The sequence below is a fragment of the Nocardiopsis sp. NPDC058631 genome, from assembly GCF_042716955.1.
Lineage (GTDB): Bacteria > Actinomycetota > Actinomycetes > Streptosporangiales > Streptosporangiaceae > Nocardiopsis.
The window spans coordinates 1-20,536 of the sequence record NZ_JBHXQY010000114.1 but is presented as its reverse complement, the minus strand read 5'-3'; the positions used below and the strand labels follow the sequence as shown (position 1 = coordinate 20,536).

The window sequence follows — 20,536 nt, the reverse complement described above, 5'->3', positions numbered from 1 at the left end:
CTACTCGTCTTGCGAGAGATTGCCTGGAGGCCGCTCGCGGCGATCGGCGCAAGCGCCGAATCAACCGAAAGCATCCACGGAACACGCCCTAGAGCTCCGGTCCGGCACTGCCGTACGGGCGCGTGGCGGCCTCCACCTGCCGGAGCGCAGGTACGGAGTCGGTGGCCTCCCCCGGCGGCTCGGCGCCCGCCTCACGGTTCGCCCGCAGGAGACCCCGCACGTGCTCCGCCACCTGGGCGGTGACGACGTCGTCGGGCAGGGAGGACAGGACCGGCATGACGAGGGCCTCGGAGAGCCGCGGCCCCGGCACGACGTCCCTGAGACGCGCGAAGTAGCGGCGGACCAGGGTCCCCAGGTGTTGGGACATCACGTTCGGGAAGGGCGCCGCCGACTCCGACGCCAGGTCCTCGGCCGCCTGGGTCAGCGTGATGAGTTCGAGGCGGCCCAGGCTGGTCTGCGAGAGCAGCCTCCGGTAGGTGTCCAGGCGCTGGTGGGGGTGGAGCTGCGCGGGCTCCATCCGCAGCCTCTGGACCTCGTGCAGCTCGGACCACACCCGGTCGCCCTTCGGGTCCTGGTACCAGGTGCCCAGATCCTCGGAGACGTGGCGCAGGAACGGCACGAGCCCGATCGTGAAGCGCGCCGCCGTGCCGTTGACGCGCATCGCCATCGACCGGAGCAGACGGGACGTGACCGAGTCGTAGGGCACGGTGACGCCGTAGGGTTCCGCGAGGACGGGGGTCGACCGTCCCTGCCTGGTCAGCTCGAACCCGATGCACTCGCCGACGTCGACGGGCGAGCCGTCCTCCCTCCCCAGAACGGTGACCTGGCCGCCCTCCGCCCAGCCGTCCAGGTGGCGGACCCGGATCGTGGACATGATGCTGAACCACTCCGATCCGGGAAGGGTCCGCCACAGCGCGCTCGTGCCCTGGAGGGCCTGGTCGGGCTCCTCGGCCCCGGGGAACAGCTCCCGGGCGTCCACCGGCTCCTCCCGGACCAGTACCAGCAGGATCATCAGGTTGCTGGTGTAGTTCGCCTCGCGGCGGGTGAACGGCAGCCGGGCGGGCTCGTACTCGGTGTAGGACCGGTTCGAGGCCGGGAACGGCGCCTCCTGGAACAGCTCGACGAGCAGCGCCGCGTAGTCCTCGCGGGCCTCCGGCTCCTCCGAGAACCGGTGCTCCAACAGCTCGGAGAGGAAGTCCACCACCTTGTCGCGGCCCGCGTAGCTGGCGAACGACGACAGGGCGAACAGCTCACCGTCGTCCGGGCGGACGCTCCGGCCCCGACGGCGCGACGAACGGGACCGGGCGTCGTCCAGGTCGGCCAGGGCGGCGACCACCGCCCTGGCCACCAGGTACTCACCGAAGGTGGCGTGCAGGAACTCGAACACGCTCGCGGCGCCGCCGCCCACGCGGGCCTGGGACTCGTGGACGAAGAAGAAGCGCCCGAGCACCTGATGGGCCGGGGCGATGTGCCCGTGCAGACCGGCGTCCTCGGGCCGCACCGCCGCGTCGGGCATGAGGACCTCCAGGTCCTGCTCCAGTTCGTCGGCGGCGACAGTCTGCTTGCGCCGGGTGAACATCGCCAGGGCGGCGACCTCCAGGCGGCGCAACTCGTCCTCGACCGCCGTGTCGAAGTCGCTCCTGCTCAGCCCCGACCTGTGCTTCTCCACCTCGCGCCGGGCGAACATGGTCAGCAGCCGCTCGTACAGCTCCCCGTGCCGCAGCGCGTCGTCCGCCCGGCGCAGGGCGTTGTCCCCGGCGTCGTACATGAGCAGCATCAGCAGCAGGAGGGGCTGCTCGGCAAGCTCGCGGTACCTCTCCAGCGCCGCGATCGTCAGGGGGGCGAGCCCCGACGCGGTCAGGGAACGCTCGTTGGCCCTGTTCCAGACCTCCAGCATCTGCCCGATCCGGGGCTCGTCGAAGGGCTCCAACCGGATCACGACGGTGTCGTCGGGGAACCGGGCCCGGTCCGCCACCACCGTCCGACTGGTCACGATGACCACCACCGGCTGGCCCAGCGCGTCCTGCTGGTGCTGGAACTCCTGCACCCGCTCCAGGTAGTCGGAGCGGTCCACCCCGGTCGCCTGGAGGAGTTCGTCGAAGCCGTCCAGGATGATCACCGGGAGCGCGCCGTCCGCCGACTCCGCGAGTTCGCGCCAGGACACCCGGGTGTGGAGGGTGGCGGCCAGGCCCTCCTCGATCTGGAGGTGGATGGGGGAGTTGGGCTGGACCGACCGCAGCTCCACCCGGATCGGCAGGAAGTCCGACTCCGGGAGCCGGGCCGCGAGCATCTCGGTGAACTTGGACTTGCCCGCGCCCGGGTGGCCCAGGACGACGGTGGGGGCACTGATGCTGTTCACGTGGACCAGGTGCGCGGCCATGAACCCCTGGAGGTCGTCGAACAGGGTCTGGTGCTGCCACCATTCCTCCATCGACGGCGAACCGCCACCGAGGATCCGCGCGATCCTGCCCCGAGGCGGAATGTAGGCGTCCTCCAGGGGTGGCAGGACCAGCCCTCGCGCGGTCTCCTCCGAGCGCAGCACGGGCTGGCGCAGCACCGAACGGTAGGAGGCGGTCAGCTCCCGGCGCCGGACGTCCACCCCGCGACGCGACGCGATCGCCGAGAGCTGCCGGTGCAGCTCCCCGAGCCCGGTGTCCAGACTCCGGCGCGTGACCTCGTGCGCTTCGAGGTGCGCCCACATGCCGAACTCGGGGATCTCCGCGGCGAGCCTGCGGTAGTTCTCCCGGTAGCGCTCGTGCGCGCGCCGGGGTAGCTCCTGTGACAGCAGCGCGAGGGAGGGGTGGTCGACGGACGCGATCTCGTGCTCCGCGGCCTGCGCCGTTCCCGCGACCATCGCGGCGAAGGCCTGGGAGGCGCCGAGGTAGAGGGTGTCCCCCGGAGCGGACCCGACCGTGTCCTGCAGGTGCGCGGACGTCGGCGGTCCGGGGGGCTCCGCGGCGGACAGCTCCCCCTGGAACAGGTCGAGCTGTCCTTCCGAGGCCAGCTCCAGGTCCTCCAGCGGGAACGGCATCGAAGCCGGCCCCCAGGACTCCTCGGCCGCCTCCAGGAAGGAGACGACCAGCAGGACGCGGTGCGCGGCCGCCACCTTCTCGGTCCGCGACATCCGGCTCTCGCCGCTGAGCTTGTCCCGGATCCCCTCGACGGCCTGGCGCCCCTTGCCCACCAGGAACGAGCGGGCCCCGAAGAGGTCGGGTATCCCCACCAGTTCGAGCCCGCCGTCGGCCAGCCGCTCCGCGAAGTCCAGCAGGTCCGAGTCGTTCTTGCCGAGGACTTTCAGGGCGTCCGCGTAGGTGAGCCTTTTCGCCATGGGCAGGGGGCCTTTCCGCTTTCGGGGGTGGAACGCGGTCGGACCCGGCGCCGGGGGAGGCGCCGAGTCCGCAGGTCGACGGGGTGGAAGGGTGTGGAGCTAGGGCAGTTGCCAGTCGACCGGCTCGGCGCCCTGCTCCTCCAGCATCGCGTTGGTCCGGCTGAACGGCTTCGAGCCGAAGAAGCCGTTGCGCGCCGACAGCGGGCTCGGGTGCGCGGACTCCACGCACGGCACGCCCGGCATCATCGGGCGCAGGTTGCGGGCGTCGCGCCCCCACAGGATCGCCACGAGCGGCTTGCCGCGCTCGGCCAGTGCCCGGATGGCCTGCTCGGTCACGGCCTCCCAGCCCTTGCCCCGGTGCGACCCGGCGCTGCCCGGGGCCACCGTCAGCACCCTGTTGAGCAGGAGCACGCCCTGTTCGGCCCACGGGGTGAGGTCGCCGTTGGAGGGCATGGCCGTGCCGACGTCCTCCTGCATCTCCTTGTAGATGTTGCGCAGGCTCGCGGGCAGGCGCACGTCGGGGGCGACGGAGAAGCTCAGCCCCACCGCGTTGCCGGGCGTGGGGTAGGGGTCCTGGCCCACGATGAGCACGCGCACGTCGTCGAACGGCTGCTGGAAGGCTCGCAGGACGTGGCCCCCGGAGGGCAGGTACGTGCGCCCCTCGGTGACCTCCTGTCGGAGGAAGTCGCCCATCGCGGCGATCTGCGGAGCGACCGGCTCCAGGGCCTTGGCCCACCCGGCGTCCATGATTTCGTTGAGGTCCTTGGCCATGGCCAGAACACTAGCGGCAGGCAGCGACAACCACGCCCCCTCCGCACGATCGGCTCCTTCGGCCCACCCGGCTCACCTGCGCGCGGCGAGCTCTGCACCCGCCTCACACAGGTAGTGCCGCACAGCGTGTTCCGGAACCCGGTAGGAGCGCCCCACCCGGAACGCGGGCAGCACGCCCGAGTGCACCATGCGGTACACGGTCGTCGAGGTCGTCGAGGTCGGCGATCCGGGCGGCGAAGGCGCACACCCGCTCGTGGGTGTCAGGGTCCACCGCGGTGCCGGTCTCCTCCAAGGCCTCCAGGACCCCGCTCACGTCGAGTGGTCGTTCCAGAGTCAGCACCTCGACCCCCACGGGTCTGCCGTCGGTGGAGTGGTCCACGACGAACGACCCGTGGTCGGCAGTCCTTTCCACGGGAGCGTCGGAGAGCGTGAGGTAGCCCGCGTCCGCCTCCTGGTCGATGGTCACCCTTCGAGGAGCTGTCATGGGATGCACGATACTTCCACCACCGCTAGCGGCGGGAGCGGTCCTGCCACTGGTGCAGATGGGCGCGGATGCGCGCGGTGGCGTCGCTCTGTGCGCCGTGCACGCGCGTGTACCGGGCGAGCAGTGCGTGGTACCGCTGCGCCGCCTCGGCCGGGCGGCCCGCGTGGCCCAGGTAGGCGGCGTGGTAGTGCCGGGCCCGCAGCGTGGCCGCGTCGTCCTCGCCCAGCAGGCGGGTCAGGTCCGGAACCAGCTCCTCCAACAGCGCCACGGCCTGCTCGGGCCGCCCCGCCTCGCCGACCTCGAACGCCAGGTACAGGCGCGTGGTCAGCACCCTCTCCGAACCCGGCCCGTGCACGGCCACCAGGTCGGGCACCAGCTCCCCGTGGACCCGCGCCGCCAGCGCGTGGTCCCCCGCCCGACCCGCGTTCGTGGCCAGGTAGTACCGGACGGCCAGCGTCTCCGGGTGCCTCGCGCCGTGGACCCGCATCAGGTCGGCCAGCAGGGAGTCCAGACGGGTCACCGCCGACCGGTGCTCCCCGCTCTTCCCGGTCAGGTAGGCCTCCTGGCGGCGCGCTCTCAGGGTGTCCTGGTGGTCGGGGCCGAGCGTCGCCCGCAGCCGGGGCAGCAGACCGCGCAGGTCCCGCGCGGCCGCGGCGAACTGTCCGGAATCGGCCAGGGACCGCGCCTCGTCCAGCAGGGCCAGGAGGCGCGCGGGGTCCTCCGGGCCGACCCTCTCCGGGCGGGTGGCCCCCGCCCGCGTGTACGGCCGGGTGCCCGGGACCGGTACGGGACCGCTCGCACCCGGCAAAGACCGCGGACGGGACGGCCGTTCCGCTCGGGAGGGCAGGAAGGGGTCGAGCCGGTCCCGCACCTCCTCGGCGCTCGCGGGTCGGTCCTCGGGGCGCTTGGCCAGCATCGACGCCACCAGCTCGGACAGCGGTGCCGGAACCTCCGGGCGCAGCTCCGCCGCGGTCGGAGGGATGTCCACCAGGTGCATGCGCAGGACCGCCAGCGGATTGTCGGAGCGCAGTGGGGGCCGCCCCGTCAGGAGCTCGAACAGGATCGCGCCCAGGGAGTAGAGGTCGCCGGAGCGCCCGACCTGCTCACCGCGGATCTGCTCGGGCGGCATGTACAGGGGGGTGCCGATCACCTGACCGGTCTGGGTGATGCGGCGGCTCTGGGTGGCGGCCGTGATCGCGGCGATGCCGAAGTCCAACACCTTCAGGGTGCCGTCCCCCGCACCCTCCTCGACCACCATCAGGTTGCCCGGCTTGACGTCCCGGTGCACGACCCCGGCCGCATGCGCCGCTCCCAGCCCCGACGCGGCCTGCGAGACCAGGCCGGCGGCGCGCGGCACCGGCATCGGGCCGCTCTCGCGCAGCACCGCCGTCAGCGGGCGCCCCGGCACCAGTTCCATCACCGCGTACACCGAGCCGGCGGCGCCCGGTGCGTCGTCCTGGCCGAAGTCGTGCAGGATCACCACGTTGGGGTGGCCCGCGAGGCGGGCGGTGATCCGCGCCTCGCGGCGGAACCGGGCACCGACCTCCTCGGAACCGGCACGGCCGGCCCGGATCAGCTTGACGGCCACGTGCCGGTCCAGCAGTTCGTCGACCGCCCGCCACACCTCGCCCATTCCGCCCCTGCCCAGAGGGGAGAGGAGGCGGTAGCGGCCGCCCAGGACCCGTTCTCCGGTCACCGCGGCCCCCCACCGTTCGCGTTCGCGTGCGCGACGACCGGCGGCCACTTACGGCCTTCCGGTCGTACAGGGCGTAAGAGTACAGCCGCCCGCGTTACTGTGGTCTCCCGCCCGAGGGCGGAATCCCCTGCACCCCAGGTGCCCCTGCCCCCCGTGTGGAATGAGTGTCAGAGAGTGAGCCTTCATCTCTACGTCGGTCCGGACTCCCAGCCGGACAAGTACCGTCTGGTCCGGTCGGTGGGGCGCGGCGGCGAAGCCACGCTCTACCTCGCCGAGGTGACCCTGGCGGGGCAGACCGAGCCCGTCGTGGTCAAGGTCCTCAACTCCGACGTCACCGCCAACGAGGAGCAGTTCGCCGAGCTCAGCGCCAAGTGGGGGGAGCAGGCGGAGCTGCTGCGCTTCATCAACCGGCTCGGGGTGGTCGGCGTCCGCGAGCACTTCGAGGGCGCCCCCGAACATCCGGCCGACGGCTCGGGGGAGTACACCGACCGCGCGCTGTACCTGGTCATGAACTACGTCCAGGGCGTGGACCTGCGCGACTGGCGGGCCGAGCACGCCGTCGAGGGGCCGCGAGGCCAGCGCGAGGCGCTGCGCTACCTGGAGCAGGTCGCGCTGGTGCTCGACGTGCTGCACTCGGGTCGCGCCACCCCCTCCAAACGGGTGGTGGTGCACGGGGACCTGTCACCCGGCAACGTCATGATCAGCGACGAGGGACAGGCGACGCTGGTCGACTTCGGGCTGAGCCGGATCGCGGCCCGCCACATGACGGCCCGCCCCTGGTTCACACCCGGGTACGCGGCACCGGAGATCTTCACCGGCGAGTACTCGGCGGCCACGGACCGCTACGCGTTCGGCGCGATCGCCTACTTCACCCTGACCGGCGAGGACCCACCGCCCGCCCCCGAACAGCTGCGCGAGCGCTTCGGTGCGCTCCCGCTGGTCGCCGACGCGGGCGAGCGGGAGCGCGAGCTGGTCATGTCCATGTTCTCGGCCGAGCCCGCCGACCGCCCCGCGTCCGCGGACTGGACCCGGGCCCTGCGGTCGCTGGCCACGTCGGCGCCGTGGACGGGGCCGGTCTCCGACCCGGGCGACGCCGTGTCGGCGGCGGCCGTGTCCGAGGGCCCCGGAGGCGCCGGGGCGGGGGAGCCCGCGCCCGAACCCGCCGCGCCCGGATCCGGGAGCACCGTGCCAGATGCTCCGCAGGGCCACGGGACGCCTCCGCGGGCCGAGGGCACCGCCGTCGCGGAGTCCGCGCCGCCGCAGGGCGCCCGCGTCTTCGGGCCGCCTCCGGTGAGCGCTCCGGCCGCGGGCCCGACCCCGCCGCGGGGGCGGCCCGGCCCTGGGGGCCCGCCAGCGTCCTCCGCCCCGCCGATGCCGGACACCGACGACATGCCCCCGCGTCCGGTCGGCGGGCTGCGCGGCGCACCCCAGGCCGCCCCCGGACCCCAGCGGTCCCAGGCGGCACCGCGCACCAGCAACCTTCGCGGTGGCGGCCGGGGCGGGGCGCCCGGGCAACCCGGGCCCAGACCCGGACAGGCTCCCCAGGGTCCTCCTCCCGGAGCGCCCGCGCAGGGCATGCCGCAGCAGCGCCCCCCGGCGGCAGGCACCCAGGCGCGGTCCGCCGCCTACCCGGGCCCGGTCCACCCGCACCACCAGGCGCCGACCGGGCCCCCGCCCGGCTGGAGCGGCCCCCCTCACCCCGATGCCACGGGGGCCTTCGCCCCGGCGGCACACACGCCCGCGCAGGCCGAGGCGCCGCCCCGCAGGAAGTCGCGCAAGCCCCTGCTGATCGGGCTGGGCGTCGTCATCGTCCTCGCCATGGTCGCGGGCTCCGCGGGCACCTACTTCGTCATGGACCGGATGTCCTCCGCGACCGTCGCCACCGGGGAACCGGAGGGCGCCGGGGAACCGGAGCCGACGCAGGGCCAGGGGGAGAGCGGCGCCCCCGAGCCGACCGGGGAGCCGAGCGAGCCCGTGCTGGGCGCCGCCGACCCGAGTGCCGAGGACGGGTCCGGGACGCCCTCCGCGGGTGACTCCACCCTGCTCACACAGATGGCCCCCGTCGACCTGGCGGAGGACGGCGGCTGGGAACCGGAGACGGGTCGGGCCCAGGTCGACGGCCAGGTGTACACGCGGGCGCTGGCCCCGGGTTCCTGCGCGGAGTCCGAGTACAACGAGTGCACCGGCTGGGCGGACTACGACCTCGGCCGCAACTGGACGACCTTCACCGCCGTCATCGGTGTGCAGGACGACTCGCGGGCGGGCGCGGCCACCACGTTCGTCGTCCACGTGGACGACGAACCCGAGGTCACCGAGACCCTGAGCCTGGGCGAGCCCCTGGAGATCGAGGTGGATGTGCGGGACGCACTGCGCCTGCGCATCGAGGTGGAGAGCGACGACCCCAACGTCCATCCCGTGTGGGCTGATCCCACCCTCCTCAAGGAGTGAACCCCGGCGCGGACCGGACCGGCCACGCCCCCGCGACCGTGCAGGTCGCGGGGGCGTGGCCGTGTGCTGGGGCCGAGGCCCTCGGGGGGTCGTGAACGGGGGAGGTCCGGAAGGGGGAAGGCCCTACTCCGCGCGCCAGCCGCCCTGCCGGGTGGCCAGGTTGAGCGCGGTGGTCACGAGGGGCACGTGGCTGAACGCCTGCGGGAAGTTGCCGACCTGGCGGCCCGCCCGGGGGTCCCACTCCTCGGCCAGGAGACCCACGTCGTTGCGCAGCGACAGCAAGCGCTCGAACAGTTCGCGGGCCTCGTCCTGGCGGCCGATGGACAGCAGCGCGTTGGCCATCCAGAAGCTGCACGCCAGGAACGCGCCCTCGTCGCCCGGCAGCTGGTCGGCGGAGTTCTCCAGGTCGGTGCGGTAGCGCAGCACGAACCCGTCGACCATGAGGTCCTTGCGGACGGCCTCGATGGTGCCGACGACGCGCGGGTCGTCGTAGGGCAGGAACCCCACCTCGGGGATGAGGAGCAGGGCGGCGTCCAGCTCCTTGCTGCCGTAGTACTGGGTGAAGGTGTTGCGCTGGGGGTCGTAGCCGTACTCGCACACCTCGGCGTGGATGGTGTCGCGCAGGGCCCTCCACCGTTCGATGGGCCCCTCCTTGCCGAACTCCTCGATGCTGCGCACCGCCCGGTCGGCCGCCACCCAGGCCATCACCTTGGAGTGCACGAAGTGCTGGCGGGGACCGCGCACCTCCCACAGGCCCTCGTCGGGCTCGTCCCAGCACCACTCCAGGTAGTTGACCAGGGAGCGCTGCAGCCCCCAGAGGTAGTCGCCGCCGCGGATGTTGTGGCGGCGGGCCAGGTGCAGCACGTCCATGACCTCGCCGTACACGTCCAGCTGGTACTGGCCGACGGCGGCGTTGCCGACCCGGACCGGACGGGAGGCCTCGTAGCCCGGCAGCCAGTCGGCCTCCCACTCGGTGAGTCTGCGCTCACCGCGGATGCCGTACATGATCTGCATGAGCTGCGGCTCGCCGGCCACGGCCCGCACCAGCCACTCGCGCCAGGCCAGGGCCTCGTCCTTGTACCCCGACCGGATCATCGCCTCCAGGGTGATGGTGGCGTCGCGCAGCCAGCAGTAGCGGTAGTCCCAGTTGCGGACCCCGCCGATCTCCTCCGGCAGGGACGTGGTGGGGGCTGCGACGATACCGCCGGTGGGGCGGTAGGTGAGGGCCTTGAGCACGATGAGGGAGCGGATGACCGCCTCGCGGTAGGGGCCCTCGTACGTGCACTGGTTGACCCACTTCTCCCAGAACCGCTCCGTGCGGGAGAGGGCCTTCTCCGCGTCCAGGTGGTCGGACTCCTCCACCTGGGAGGGGTGCCAGGTCATCACGAACGGCACGCGCTGGCCCGCGGTGACGTCGAAGGTCGCGTCGTGGGTGAAGTTGTGGCCCTGGAGTTCGATGGGCGTGCTCAACCAGATGGCGTCGGGGCCTGCGACGGCCACCAGCTCGGCGCCGGTGCGGTGGACCCACGGCACGACGTGGCCGTAGTCGAAGCGGATGCGCATGGCGGTCTCCATGCGCACCGAACCGCGCAGCCCCTCGACGATGCGCACGATGTGGGGGGCGCCGCCGCGGGGCGGCATGAAGTCGATGACCCGTACCGAACCGGTGTCGGTGTCCCACTCCGACTCCAGGATGAGGGTGTCGCCCCGGTAGCGCCGACGGGTGGCGCGGGGGTCGCCGTCGGCGGGCCGCAGGGTCCAGCTGCCGTTCTGGTCGTCGCCCAGCAGGGCGGCGAAACAGGCCGAGGAGTCGAAGTCGGGCAGACACGCCCAGTCGACGGAACCGTCACGCCCGACCAGCGCGGCGGTCTGCATGTCGCCGATCATTGCGTAGTCTTCAATCCAGCCGGGCACGCGGCTCACCCCCATCACGTCGTCCTGGTTGCTGCGGTCGGCGCCGATGTCTTGCGGGGGTCTGCCGCACCATCGCGGAGGGCTTCGCGCACGGTCGTGTGCACACCCCGCCGGGGGTCCTCCCCCCCACCCGCCAACAGGCCGTACCCGCTGGTGGGACAGGGCGCCGTTCGGGTCACACGACTCCTCCGAGGAGCCTTCTCCGCGCCTTCATACCCGGGTATGTGCCCAGGTGAGGGCAGCCGAAAAGGCCGGTCCTGAGGAACTGTGCCGAAGACGGTCCATCCGTTCACCGCGGTTCCATCTTCCCCCCTTCGCCGGGCCTCCGCTACCCGCAAGTGCACGTGCATCTGGAAGTGCAGCGAGGTATGTGGAGAATTGGGGGATTTTGGTGGGCAGAAGTTATGACGTGGTGATCAACGACCGGTGACGGAAAGGCTAAGACCCCTGTGGGGGTGGGGTTTCGGACGTCTCCTCCGGCATGCGCAACAGTGGCAGGAACAGGTGCGCGAGGGGTCCGATCGTCACCGCGAAGACCACGGTTCCCACCCCCACCGTGCCGCCCAGGAGGACCCCCGTCGCCACGACCGTCACCTCGATCGCGGTTCGGGCGAGGCGCACCGACCACCCGCGCGCGGCCAGCCCGGTCATGAGGCCGTCCCGTGGCCCCGGGCCCAGCCGGGCTCCGATGTAGCACCCCGTCGCGACCGCGCACACCAGTACCCCGAGCACCAGCATCCCCACCCGCGCCACCAGGGAGTCGGTCCCGGGCAGCAGCCACAGGAACAGGTCCACCGTCGTGCCCACCACGACCACGTTGCTCAGCGTTCCCAGCCCGGGCTTCTGGCGCAGGGGGATCCACAGGAGCATGAGCAGGGCACCCACCAGGACGCTCCACGTACCGATGGACAGGCCCGTGCGGCGGGCCAGCCCCTGGTGCAGCACGTCCCACGGCATGGACCCGAGTTCGGAGTGGACCAGCAGCGCACCGCTCAGGCCGTACAGGGTCAGCCCCGCGTAGAGCCGGACCAGGCGGCGCAGCCGGGGGCGCGGCAGGACCGGGGTGAGCATCACCCGGCCGACCAGGCCGGCGGCCGTCGAGCGGAGGGGGCGCTGTTCTGTGGTCACGGAGGTTCCTGCCCTTCGGCCGGGGAGGCGCTCCCGGCGCGGCGCGAGCCGCACCCGCACGCGGCGGTGCCGGGGCCGCCACAGGGGAGCACACTCCTGGGATCATCGGATGAAGCGCCGCACGACGGTGCGGCTCGGGCGGGAGGCACAGCGGCGGTCCGCCGGTCACCCGCAACGCGAACCCCCCATGCGCTCAACCGGACCTGGAGCCAGGAGGGGATCCACCTCGGTATCGTGGCGGAGGTGGCGCCGGAAATGAAGAGCCAATCCAGCCAACTGGCCTGATTCGTGATGTGTGGGGAAGACGGGGAAACGGCATGGCGAGGCAGAGCGGCCGCCGCCCGGAACGCACCGGCGGCACCAGACACATCAACGGACGCCTCCTGGCCCGCCTCATCGGCGAGGCCCCCGTCGAACGCCCCTACTACCTCGCCATCGCCCGCGCCGTCAGCGCGCTCGTCCTGGACGGGCGCGTCCCCACCAACACCCGGCTGCCCGCCGAGCGCGACCTGGCCACCGCCCTGGGCGTCAGCCGCAACACCGTGACCGCCGCCTACGCGTGGCTGCGCGACAACCGGTTCCTGGAGAGCAAGCAGGGCGCGGGCAGCTGGACGGTCCTCCCCGACGCCGCGACCAGCGAGCCCTCGCCGTTCGCGCACGCCTCCGAGCACATCGATCTCGGGGTGGCCGCACCGCCCGCGGTGGAGGGCCTGCGCGCCGCAGCCGGACAGGCCGCCGAGCAGCTCGCCGCGCACGTCGGCGGGCTCGGCTACTACCCCTACGGCCTCCCCGAGCTCAGGCACGCCATCGCCCGCCGCTACGTCGAGCGCGGACTGCCCACCACCCCGGAGCAGATCTTCGTCACCAACGGAGCCCAGCAGGGCATCGCCCTGATCATGGACCTGCTGGTCCAGCCCGGCGACGAGGTTCTGCTGGAGTCGCCGACCTACCCGCACGCCCTGGACGCCGCCCGGCGCACCGGCGCACGCGTGCGCACCGTGGGGGTGACCCCCCAGGGGTGGGACATGGACTACCTCGTCGACGCGTTCCGCCAGTGGAGGCCCGAGCTGGCCTACCTCATCCCCGACTTCCAGAACCCCACCGGCGCCCTGATGGACGACGACGAGCGCCGGGTGCTGGTACGCGAGGCGCGCCGGGCCGGGACCCACCTCCTCGTCGACGAGTCGGTCACCGAACTGGCCATCGACTCCGGGGACCTGCCCGCCCCGGTGGCCGCCCACGACACCGACGGCCGGGTACTGACGGTGGGGTCGGTGGCCAAACTGCTGTGGGGAGGACTGCGGGTCGGGTGGGTGCGCACCACGCCGCCCATGGTCGCCAGGTTGATGGCCACCCGCCAGCGCTTCGACCTGGCCGGGGCGGTCCTGGACCAGCTGACCGCCACCCACCTGCTCGCCGACGTGCTGCGCATCCGGGCCGAGCGCAGCCGCCAGCTGCGCCGCAACCGCGACGCCCTGCTGGACGAGCTGCGCGAGCACCTGCCCGACTGGCGGTCCAGTGTGCCCGGGGGCGGGCTGGTGCTGTGGACGACCCTGCCCCACCCCGTCGCGAGCGCGCTGTCCGCCAACGCCGTCCGGCACGGGGTGCACCCGGCGGCCGGTCCGGTGTTCGGCGCCGACGGCACCCTGGAGCGCTACCTGCGCCTGGCCTACACCCAGCCGCCGGACGTCCTCGCCGACGCGGTCGAGCGGCTGGCCGCAGCCTACGCCGAGACCCTCGCCCATCCCTTCCAGCCCCGCGGCCAGCTGTACGTGTAGCCGCCCGCGCCGGGGAACGAGGTCTCCGGGGGAGGGGGCCGGCCGCCCACCGAACCGAAAGCCCTCCGGAAAAACTCCTCAGAGGGTGGCGTGCGGGACCGCGAACCGCTGGGCGAAGCGGACGACCTCGGCCAGCACCTCGTCCCGGTTGGTCTCGTTGAACACCTCGTGCCGGGCGCCGGGGAAGATACGGGCGGTGAAGTCCTGGCCCGCGAGCGCCTCGATGCCGACCCTGGTGTCGGTCACCGGGACCAGCCGGTCCTCGTACCCGTGCACCCACAGGAGCGGCAGCGACCCCACACTCCCGGACCTGACACCCCACTCGATCTCGGCCAGCAGGGCGTTGACGGTCTCCCGTTTGAACGGTCCGTGCCACACCAGCTCGTCGGCCACGTACGCCTCGCCCACGGCGGGGTCACGCGAGAGCGTGGCCGGGTCGATGGGTGCGTCGGGGATCCGCTCGGCGGCGGCGACCTGCTCCAGGGCGGTCCAGCGGCCGAGAACGGGGCCCGAGAGCACCAGCGCCTGGAGCGCCTCGGGGTGGACCTGCGCGTAGCGCGACGCGATCAGACCGCCCATCGAGTGGCCGATCAGGATCAGCGGCAGCGTCCGGTAGGCGGTGCGCGCCTGTGTGATGAGGCGGTGCACGTCCTCCACCACGCTCGCGTAGTCGTCGATCAGGACCCGTTCGCCGGAGGACCGGCCGTGCCCGCGGTGGTCCGCCCCGTAGACCACGGCACCGGCCGCGACCAGGTCGGCGGCGACCTGCTGGTACCGGCCCAGGTGCTCGCCGTAGCCGTGGACCAGCACGGCCAGCCAGGTCGGCTCGCCCTCGGTCGGGGCCCAGGCTCTCGCCGCCAGTCTCCCGGAACCGTCCGGCCCGCCCGCCAGGGCCCACTCGCGTGTGGTGATCACCGTGTCCTGCCTCCTTGTCAGCGCCGACGTCCGCGGCGATCGCTCCCGTCCGCGAAGGCGGGTGCCGCCGGGATGGTCACCCTATGGGGCGGCGGGGCCGGTGTGCACGAGGCGGGGGCGGGTGCGCGAATCCTGTGGGGTCGCGGCTCGGCCGGTGCCTGTGCGATCACCTCTACCGAGCCTCGTAACTTCGTGTTCGTCAACGAAATACCTCATAGGGTGTGATCAGTATGACCAGCGATGAAAGGGATCTTCTACGCTGATCTCTGGTGAACCCCGCGGGCGGGTATAGCCCAGACGACAAGCCGGATGACTCCGACTGGAGAGGGTGGGGCCCGTGCTGGCCGATTCCTATGGGCGACTGGCGACCGATCTGCGTGTGTCGCTCACCGATCGCTGCAACCTGCGATGCACCTACTGCATGCCCCCCGAGGGCCTGGAGTGGCTGCCCAAGCAGGAACTGCTCACCGACGACGAACTCCTCCGACTGATCGGGATCGGGGTCACCCGGCTCGGCATCACCGAGGTCCGCTTCACCGGGGGCGAACCCCTCCTCCGGCGCGGCCTGCCCGGTCTCATCGCCGGGACCACCGCCCTCGCCCCCCGCCCCCTGACCGCCCTCACCACCAACGGCATCGGCCTGGCCCGCATGGCGCCCGCCCTCGCGGAGGCCGGACTCGACCGGGTCAACGTCTCCCTCGACACCCTCGACCCGGACGTGTTCGAGACCCTCGCCCGCCGCCGCAGGCTCGACGACGTCCTCGACGGACTGGACGCCGCAGCCCGCGCCGGGCTCACCCCGGTCAAGGTCAACACCGTGCTCATGCGCGACGTCAACGACGCCGAGGCCGCCGCCCTGCTGCGCTACTGCGTCGAACGCGGCTACGAGCTGAGGTTCATCGAGCAGATGCCGCTCGACGCCCAGCACGGCTGGCGGCGCGACACCATGATCACCGCCGAGGAGATCCTCCAGTGGCTCGAAGCGGAGTTCTCGCTGGAGGCCGCCGACAGCGACACCCGGGGCAGCGCGCCCGCGGAGCTCTTCCACGTGCGGGGGACCCGCTTCCCCAACGGTGAGCCGGCCACCGTCGGGGTCATCGGATCGGTCACCCGGCCCTTCTGCGGAGCCTGCGACCGGGTCCGGCTCACCGCCGACGGGCAGATCCGCAACTGCCTGTTCGCACGCGAGGAGTCCGACCTGCGCTCCCTGCTGCGCGGAGGGGCCACCGACGACGAGATCGCCGACCGCTGGGCCGCGGCCGTCGCCGTCAAGCTCCCCGGGCACGGCATCAACGACCCCAGCTTCCTGCAGCCGTCCCGTCCGATGTCCGCGATCGGCGGCTGACCAGGCCCCTCCCCGGCACGGAACCCCGGACCCGTCGCCGCCGCGTCCCCGCTCCGGTCCGCTGTCCGGGGGCACGGCCACGTGCCCGGACGAACCGTGGGTGCGCCCGGACGACGGCGGCGTGTGGCCCGTGCCCCACGCCGGACCGGGCGGCCCGGTGACCATCCCGGGCGCCGTGTGCCCGCTTCCCGGAAGACGGCTCCCAGCGGCGCCACGGCCGCACACCGTTGACGTGCCAGGCCGGGGGAGCCTCGGCACGGGGCGGCGCCGGAGCGGCCCACGGGCTTCCGTATAGTGCCCGTGACCTGCCACAACCTTTGACCAGAACGCATCGCCGCAGGACAAGGACCCCCAGTCGGCCACTCGCACCGGGAAGTGGCGTCGCCCAGGCCATGCAGCCGCAGAGGATTGGAGCCCCCTCATGGCAAGCAACGAAGAATCCGAGCACGGTGAGCGCGTCACCCGTTGGGAACGGCGCCTTGAGGTCCCGATGCTGCTCCTCGGAGGCGCGTTCCTGGCCGCCTACGCCTGGCCGGTCATCGAAACGGACCTGGGACAGAACCTGGAGTACCGCCTCCAGGTCCTGTCGTGGACGGTGTGGGCCGCATTCGCGATCGACTTCCTGATCCGGATCTGGCTGGCCGAGAACCGCCTCCTCTACGCGGCACGGCGGTGGTACGACGTCATCCTGATTCTCCTCCCCATGTTCCGCACGCTCCGGCTACTGCGCATGCTCGCCCTCATCCGCATGCTGAACCGTTCGATGGCCGGGGCGCTGGCCGGACGCATCTCCCTCTACGTGGGCGCGACATCGGTGCTGACGGTCTTCCTGGGAGCCATCACCGTGCTCGACGCGGAACAGAACGCGCACGGGGCCAACATCACCGAGTTCGGGGACGCCCTGTGGTGGTCCGTCGTGACGGTGACGACGGTCGGTTACGGCGACTACTACCCCATCACGGCCGAGGGCAGACTGGTCGCGGTGGGCCTGATGGTCATCGGTATCGCCCTCGTCGGAGTACTCACGGCAGCTGTGGCGTCCTGGTTCATCAAGCACGCGAACCTGAGCGATGGCACCTCCGAACCGGCCCCGCCGGAGTCCGGCCCACAGGAGAGCGGGGCCGGGAGCACCGCGCAGAGCGCCGACACCCCGTCAGGCGGATAGCCCGACCACAGCGGAAGGGAAAGGCGGCGGCTCCCGCGGGGTCCTGGGAACCTCCCCCCGTGCGGAGCGGGGGTGGGTACCCTGGGTCCGTGATCCGGGCCGGGACCGCCGACCGCTGGTCCACGGCCGTCGCCGTCAAGCTCTTCGGACACGGCATCAACGACCCCGGCTTCCCGCAGCCGTCCCGTCCGATGTCCGCGATCGGAGGTTGACCGGGCCCCTTCCCGGTGCGGCGCCCCGTCCGAAAACCCGTTGCCGCCGCGTCCCCGCTCTGGCTTGATGTCCGGGGGCACGGCTACGTGCCCGGACGAACGGATCCACAGGCCGGATCCGGAAAGGGGAGGTGGCCCGACATGCCCTACACCGAGGTCCCCGGCGAACGCGTGCCCATCCGTATGTGGGCCGCACCCGACGAGGTCGAGGCCGCGGCGATGGAACAGCTCCGCAACGTGACCCGCATGCCCTGGGTCCACGGCCTCGCCGTCATGCCCGACGTGCACTACGGCAAGGGCGCCACGGTCGGCTCGGTCATCGCCATGCGCGACGCCGTCAGCCCCGCTGCCGTCGGCGTCGACATCGGCTGTGGGATGACCGCCGTGCGCACCGGCCTCACCGCCGGGCACCTGCCCGACGACCTCGGGCGGCTTCGGTCCGCACTGGAGGCGGCCGTCCCGGTCGGGTTCCACGCCCACGACGAACCGGTGGACCCCGCCACCGTCCCCACCGTGCGCGAGACCGACTGGTCCGGGTTCTGGGACGGGTTCGACGACCTGGCCGCCGCCGTGCGCCCCCGACGGACCCGCGCCCAGCGCCAGATGGGCACCCTGGGGGGAGGGAACCACTTCCTGGAGGTGTGCCTGGACGACGACGGCGCCGTCTGGCTCGTGCTCCACTCCGGGTCGCGCAACATCGGCAAGGAACTGGCCTCCCACCACATCGAGCAGGCCCAGGCGCTGCCGCACAACCAGGACCTGCCCGACCGGGACCTGGCGGTGTTCGTCACCGGGACACCGGAGATGGACGCCTACCGCCGCGACCTGTTCTGGGCCCAGGACTACGCGCGCCGTAACCGCGACGTCATGATGGGTCTGGCCTGCCGGACCCTGGTCGAGCAGATCCCCGGCGCCCGGTTCGAGCAGTGGATCTCCTGCCACCACAACTACGTCGCGGAGGAGACCTACGACGGGGTGGACGTCCTGGTGACCCGCAAGGGCGCCATCCGTGCCGGTTCGGGCGATCTGGGGATCATCCCGGGCAGCATGGCGACGGGAACCTACATCGTGCGCGGGCTCGGGAACCCGGCCTCGTTCAACTCGGCCTCGCACGGCGCAGGACGCCGGATGAGCCGCAACAAGGCGCGCAGGACCTTCACCGAGGCCGACCTGGTCGAGCAGACCCGGGGCGTGGAGTGCCGCAAGGACCGCGGGGTGGTGGACGAGATCCCGGCCGCCTACAAGGACCTGGAGTCGGTGATCAACGCCCAGACCGACCTGGTCGAGGTGGTCGCCCACCTGCGCCAGGTGGTCTGCGTCAAGGGCTGACCCGCGGGCCCTCCGCTCAGGAGGGGACCGCCGTGGTCCATCCTGGGGACATGGACACCCCGAGCACACGGCGCACGCCTGCCCGCGACGAGGCCCCCCGGGTCCTGGACGCGGTGATCCTCGCCGGGGGTGGAGGCCGCCGCATGGGCGGAGTCGACAAACCCGGGCTGGCCGTGGCCGGACGCACCCTGCTGGAGCGCGTGGCCGACGCGGTCCGCGCGCACGGTGCCGCCGCGGAGGGGACGGAGGCCGACACCCGTGTGGTCGTGGTCGGCCCGCACAGGGAGAGCCCCCGCGCGCTCTACGTCCGCGAGGACCCGCCGGGGGCGGGGCCGGTGCCCGCCCTGCGCGCCGGGCTGCCGCACGTGCGCTCCGACTGGTTCGCCCTGCTCGCCGCCGACCTGCCCCACCTGGCCCCGGGCCATCTGGCCGCCCTGGCGGAGGCCCCGGCGCCGGGAGACACGGGCGCCGTGTTCGTGGACCCCTCCGGCCGCGAGCAGTGGCTCACCGGCGTGTGGCGCACCGACGCCGTCCGCGACGCCCTCGCCGAGTACACGGGCCGGTCCCTGTACGGGCTGCTCGGCCCCCTGGCGCCGAGGCTCGTCCCCGCCGACGACCTCGCCGCCGCCGACTGCGACACCCCCGAGGACCTCGCCCGGGCCCGCAGCCTCCTGGAGCCGCCGACCTCCTGACGTAGTGTTCGCGAACCCCCGACACCGGGTCCCGGCGCCGTCCACAGGCGCGCGCGGGGACTGGCACACGGGAGCGATCAGCGGTTTCCTGGATACAGGGGGACCACCGGTACCGCCCGCACAGGCGTGCCCGCAGCGCCGACGACCGGCCCGGGCCCTGGAAGGGACTGCTCTCCCGCGCGGGCGGGCCCGGTCACGAGCCGGTGCGCCTGGCCGCCCGGCGGCCAGGCGTGGAGTGGGGCCGGGGAGGGGGTGTGCACCGCGCGTCCCTCACCGGCCCGGTCAGCCCTCGAACTCCGACATGGGCACGGACTCCCGCAGGAACCCGCGCATCTCCAGGAAACCGGTCAGGTACTGGCGGTGCTCGTCGCAGGCCAGCCACACCTTGCGGCGGTCGGGGGTGTGCAGCTTGGGGTTGTTCCACACCAGAGCCCACGCCGCGTCGGCGCGGCAGTCGCGCCGAGAACACCGCGTCTGGGCGGCCGAACCGGTATTACCCAATGGTGACCCCCAGGGAGCGAATCGGCTGCCACGGTCAAGCCGGGGCCATGATCGGGTCTGGACGCCGATCATATGCGGACACAAAGGCGACGCCGGGTGGTTACGGGGGCAAACCACCCGGCGTCGCACGCGATGTTCCAACGGGGGCTCGGAACATCGCTCCTGCGCTTCGACGGGGGACCGAAGCGCTAGGACCCAATGTACACCGACGCCCCCCGGTGTACGTCAAGAGTCAGTTACGACGTTGTCTCGGGAGAGTCCCGTCAGGTGTGGGCCTTAAGTCCCAGGTCAGGACTTATCTGACACTTCGTCCAAGGTAAAGGCCCCTTTTCGGCCGGGAGATTCAGTCCCTCTGGTCACGTGCGTCCCAGCGGGGTGTAAGGCGCACCCCTCCCGGAGGTAAAGCGCCCTGATCGCACTCCGCCCCTGGGCAGGGTGTGCGAAGGGGTATCCCCGTGTGGCCCCTGGGAATTCAGGGGAGGCAGGGAAACGGGGGTCGCGCCGTGCGCGACCGCGCAACCGACTACGCAGGGGGTCCCACATGTCCCACCACACCTACCGCGTCACGGAGATCGTCGGTACCTCTCCGCAGGGGATCGACCAGGCCATCCGCAACGGGATCGACCGGGCCTCGGCCACATTGCGCGAGCTGGACTGGTTCGAGGTCACCGAGATCCGCGGGCACATCGAGGAGAACGGCGTCGCCCACTACCAGGTGGGCCTCAAGGTGGGGTTCCGCCTGGAGGACTGACGCGCCGGGGAACCCGCGCGGACCGACGGTCTTGGGGGGGGGGGAGCGGCGGGGCGGGGCCGGCGCGGGGGGGGGGCAG

General features: G+C 72.5%; 15 protein-coding genes and 2 pseudogenes. 8 read left to right on the top strand and 9 right to left on the bottom strand.

The genetic code is table 11. From position 1 onward, the window contains the following. Positions 1–88 precede the first annotated feature (88 nt). The 5 genes and pseudogenes from ACFWTE_RS26330 to ACFWTE_RS26310 form a co-directional block, all read right to left on the bottom strand. Positions 89–3,328 (bottom strand): NACHT domain-containing protein, encoded by a 3,240-nt coding sequence (locus ACFWTE_RS26330; RefSeq protein WP_378782600.1) that lies wholly within the window; start codon positions 3,326–3,328, stop codon positions 89–91. A 99-nt stretch (positions 3,329–3,427) separates the two neighbouring features. Continuing rightward, positions 3,428–4,099, bottom strand: a complete 672-nt coding sequence (locus ACFWTE_RS26325) for a uracil-DNA glycosylase (protein WP_378782599.1) — start codon at positions 4,097–4,099, stop codon at positions 3,428–3,430. 72 nt (positions 4,100–4,171) lie between these two features. Further along, positions 4,172–4,288 carry a hypothetical protein gene (locus ACFWTE_RS26320; protein ID WP_378782598.1) on the bottom strand — a complete coding sequence of 39 codons (117 nt, stop codon included), beginning with the start codon at positions 4,286–4,288 and terminating at the stop codon, positions 4,172–4,174. 205 nt (positions 4,289–4,493) lie between these two features. Then, positions 4,494–4,583, bottom strand: a pseudogene (locus ACFWTE_RS26315) (hypothetical protein); the annotation flags it as partial. Between the two features lie 25 nt (positions 4,584–4,608). Continuing rightward, on the bottom strand, positions 4,609–6,279 hold the full coding sequence (locus ACFWTE_RS26310) for a protein kinase (RefSeq protein ID WP_378782597.1): 1,671 nt from the start codon (positions 6,277–6,279) through the stop codon (positions 4,609–4,611). A gap of 174 nt (positions 6,280–6,453) precedes the next feature. On the opposite strand from ACFWTE_RS26310, the gene ACFWTE_RS26305 reads away from it, so the two are divergent. Next, positions 6,454–8,727, top strand: coding sequence for a protein kinase (locus tag ACFWTE_RS26305; protein WP_378782596.1), 2,274 nt, complete (start codon positions 6,454–6,456; stop codon positions 8,725–8,727). A gap of 123 nt (positions 8,728–8,850) precedes the next feature. On the opposite strand, the gene ACFWTE_RS26300 is transcribed toward ACFWTE_RS26305, so the two are convergent. Next, a complete protein-coding gene (locus ACFWTE_RS26300; protein ID WP_378782595.1) occupies positions 8,851–10,656 on the bottom strand; it encodes a glycoside hydrolase family 15 protein in 1,806 nt (601 codons plus the stop codon). 423 nt (positions 10,657–11,079) lie between these two features. After that, positions 11,080–11,712 carry a YitT family protein gene (locus tag ACFWTE_RS26295; protein ID WP_378782601.1) on the bottom strand — a complete coding sequence of 211 codons (633 nt, stop codon included), beginning with the start codon at positions 11,710–11,712 and terminating at the stop codon, positions 11,080–11,082. 374 nt (positions 11,713–12,086) lie between these two features. On the opposite strand from ACFWTE_RS26295, the gene ACFWTE_RS26290 reads away from it, so the two are divergent. Beyond that, the gene (locus ACFWTE_RS26290; RefSeq protein ID WP_378782594.1) at positions 12,087–13,547 is read left to right on the top strand and encodes a PLP-dependent aminotransferase family protein; all 1,461 of its coding nucleotides are present in this window, start codon (positions 12,087–12,089) and stop codon (positions 13,545–13,547) included. 78 nt (positions 13,548–13,625) lie between these two features. Here the strand turns inward: ACFWTE_RS26290 and ACFWTE_RS26285 are convergent, their stop codons facing one another. Then, positions 13,626–14,462 carry an alpha/beta hydrolase gene (locus ACFWTE_RS26285; protein WP_378782593.1) on the bottom strand — a complete coding sequence of 279 codons (837 nt, stop codon included), beginning with the start codon at positions 14,460–14,462 and terminating at the stop codon, positions 13,626–13,628. Positions 14,463–14,799: 337 nt separating this feature from the next. Between ACFWTE_RS26285 and moaA the strand changes: the two genes are divergently transcribed. The 5 genes and pseudogenes from moaA (at position 14,800) to ACFWTE_RS26260 (ending at position 19,205) form a co-directional block, all read left to right on the top strand. Continuing rightward, positions 14,800–15,807 (top strand): GTP 3',8-cyclase MoaA, encoded by a 1,008-nt coding sequence (moaA, locus tag ACFWTE_RS26280; protein ID WP_378782592.1) that lies wholly within the window; start codon positions 14,800–14,802, stop codon positions 15,805–15,807. Positions 15,808–16,228: 421 nt separating this feature from the next. Beyond that, on the top strand, positions 16,229–16,972 hold the full coding sequence (locus ACFWTE_RS26275) for a potassium channel family protein (RefSeq protein ID WP_378782591.1): 744 nt from the start codon (positions 16,229–16,231) through the stop codon (positions 16,970–16,972). A 107-nt stretch (positions 16,973–17,079) separates the two neighbouring features. After that, positions 17,080–17,184 (top strand): annotated as a pseudogene (locus tag ACFWTE_RS26270) (GTP 3',8-cyclase MoaA); the annotation flags it as partial. 141 nt (positions 17,185–17,325) lie between these two features. Further along, positions 17,326–18,513, top strand: coding sequence for an RtcB family protein (locus tag ACFWTE_RS26265; protein WP_378782590.1), 1,188 nt, complete (start codon positions 17,326–17,328; stop codon positions 18,511–18,513). A gap of 50 nt (positions 18,514–18,563) precedes the next feature. Continuing rightward, entirely contained in the window at positions 18,564–19,205 is a 642-nt protein-coding gene (locus ACFWTE_RS26260; protein WP_378782589.1) for a molybdenum cofactor guanylyltransferase, read from the top strand. A gap of 282 nt (positions 19,206–19,487) precedes the next feature. Here ACFWTE_RS26260 and ACFWTE_RS26255 read toward each other — a convergent pair whose 3' ends face one another. Further along, a complete protein-coding gene (locus tag ACFWTE_RS26255) occupies positions 19,488–19,706 on the bottom strand; it encodes a hypothetical protein (protein ID WP_378782588.1) in 219 nt (72 codons plus the stop codon). A gap of 541 nt (positions 19,707–20,247) precedes the next feature. Between ACFWTE_RS26255 and ACFWTE_RS26250 the strand changes: the two genes are divergently transcribed. Further along, positions 20,248–20,457 carry a dodecin gene (locus ACFWTE_RS26250; protein WP_378782587.1) on the top strand — a complete coding sequence of 70 codons (210 nt, stop codon included), beginning with the start codon at positions 20,248–20,250 and terminating at the stop codon, positions 20,455–20,457. The last annotated feature ends 79 nt before the right edge of the window (positions 20,458–20,536 follow it).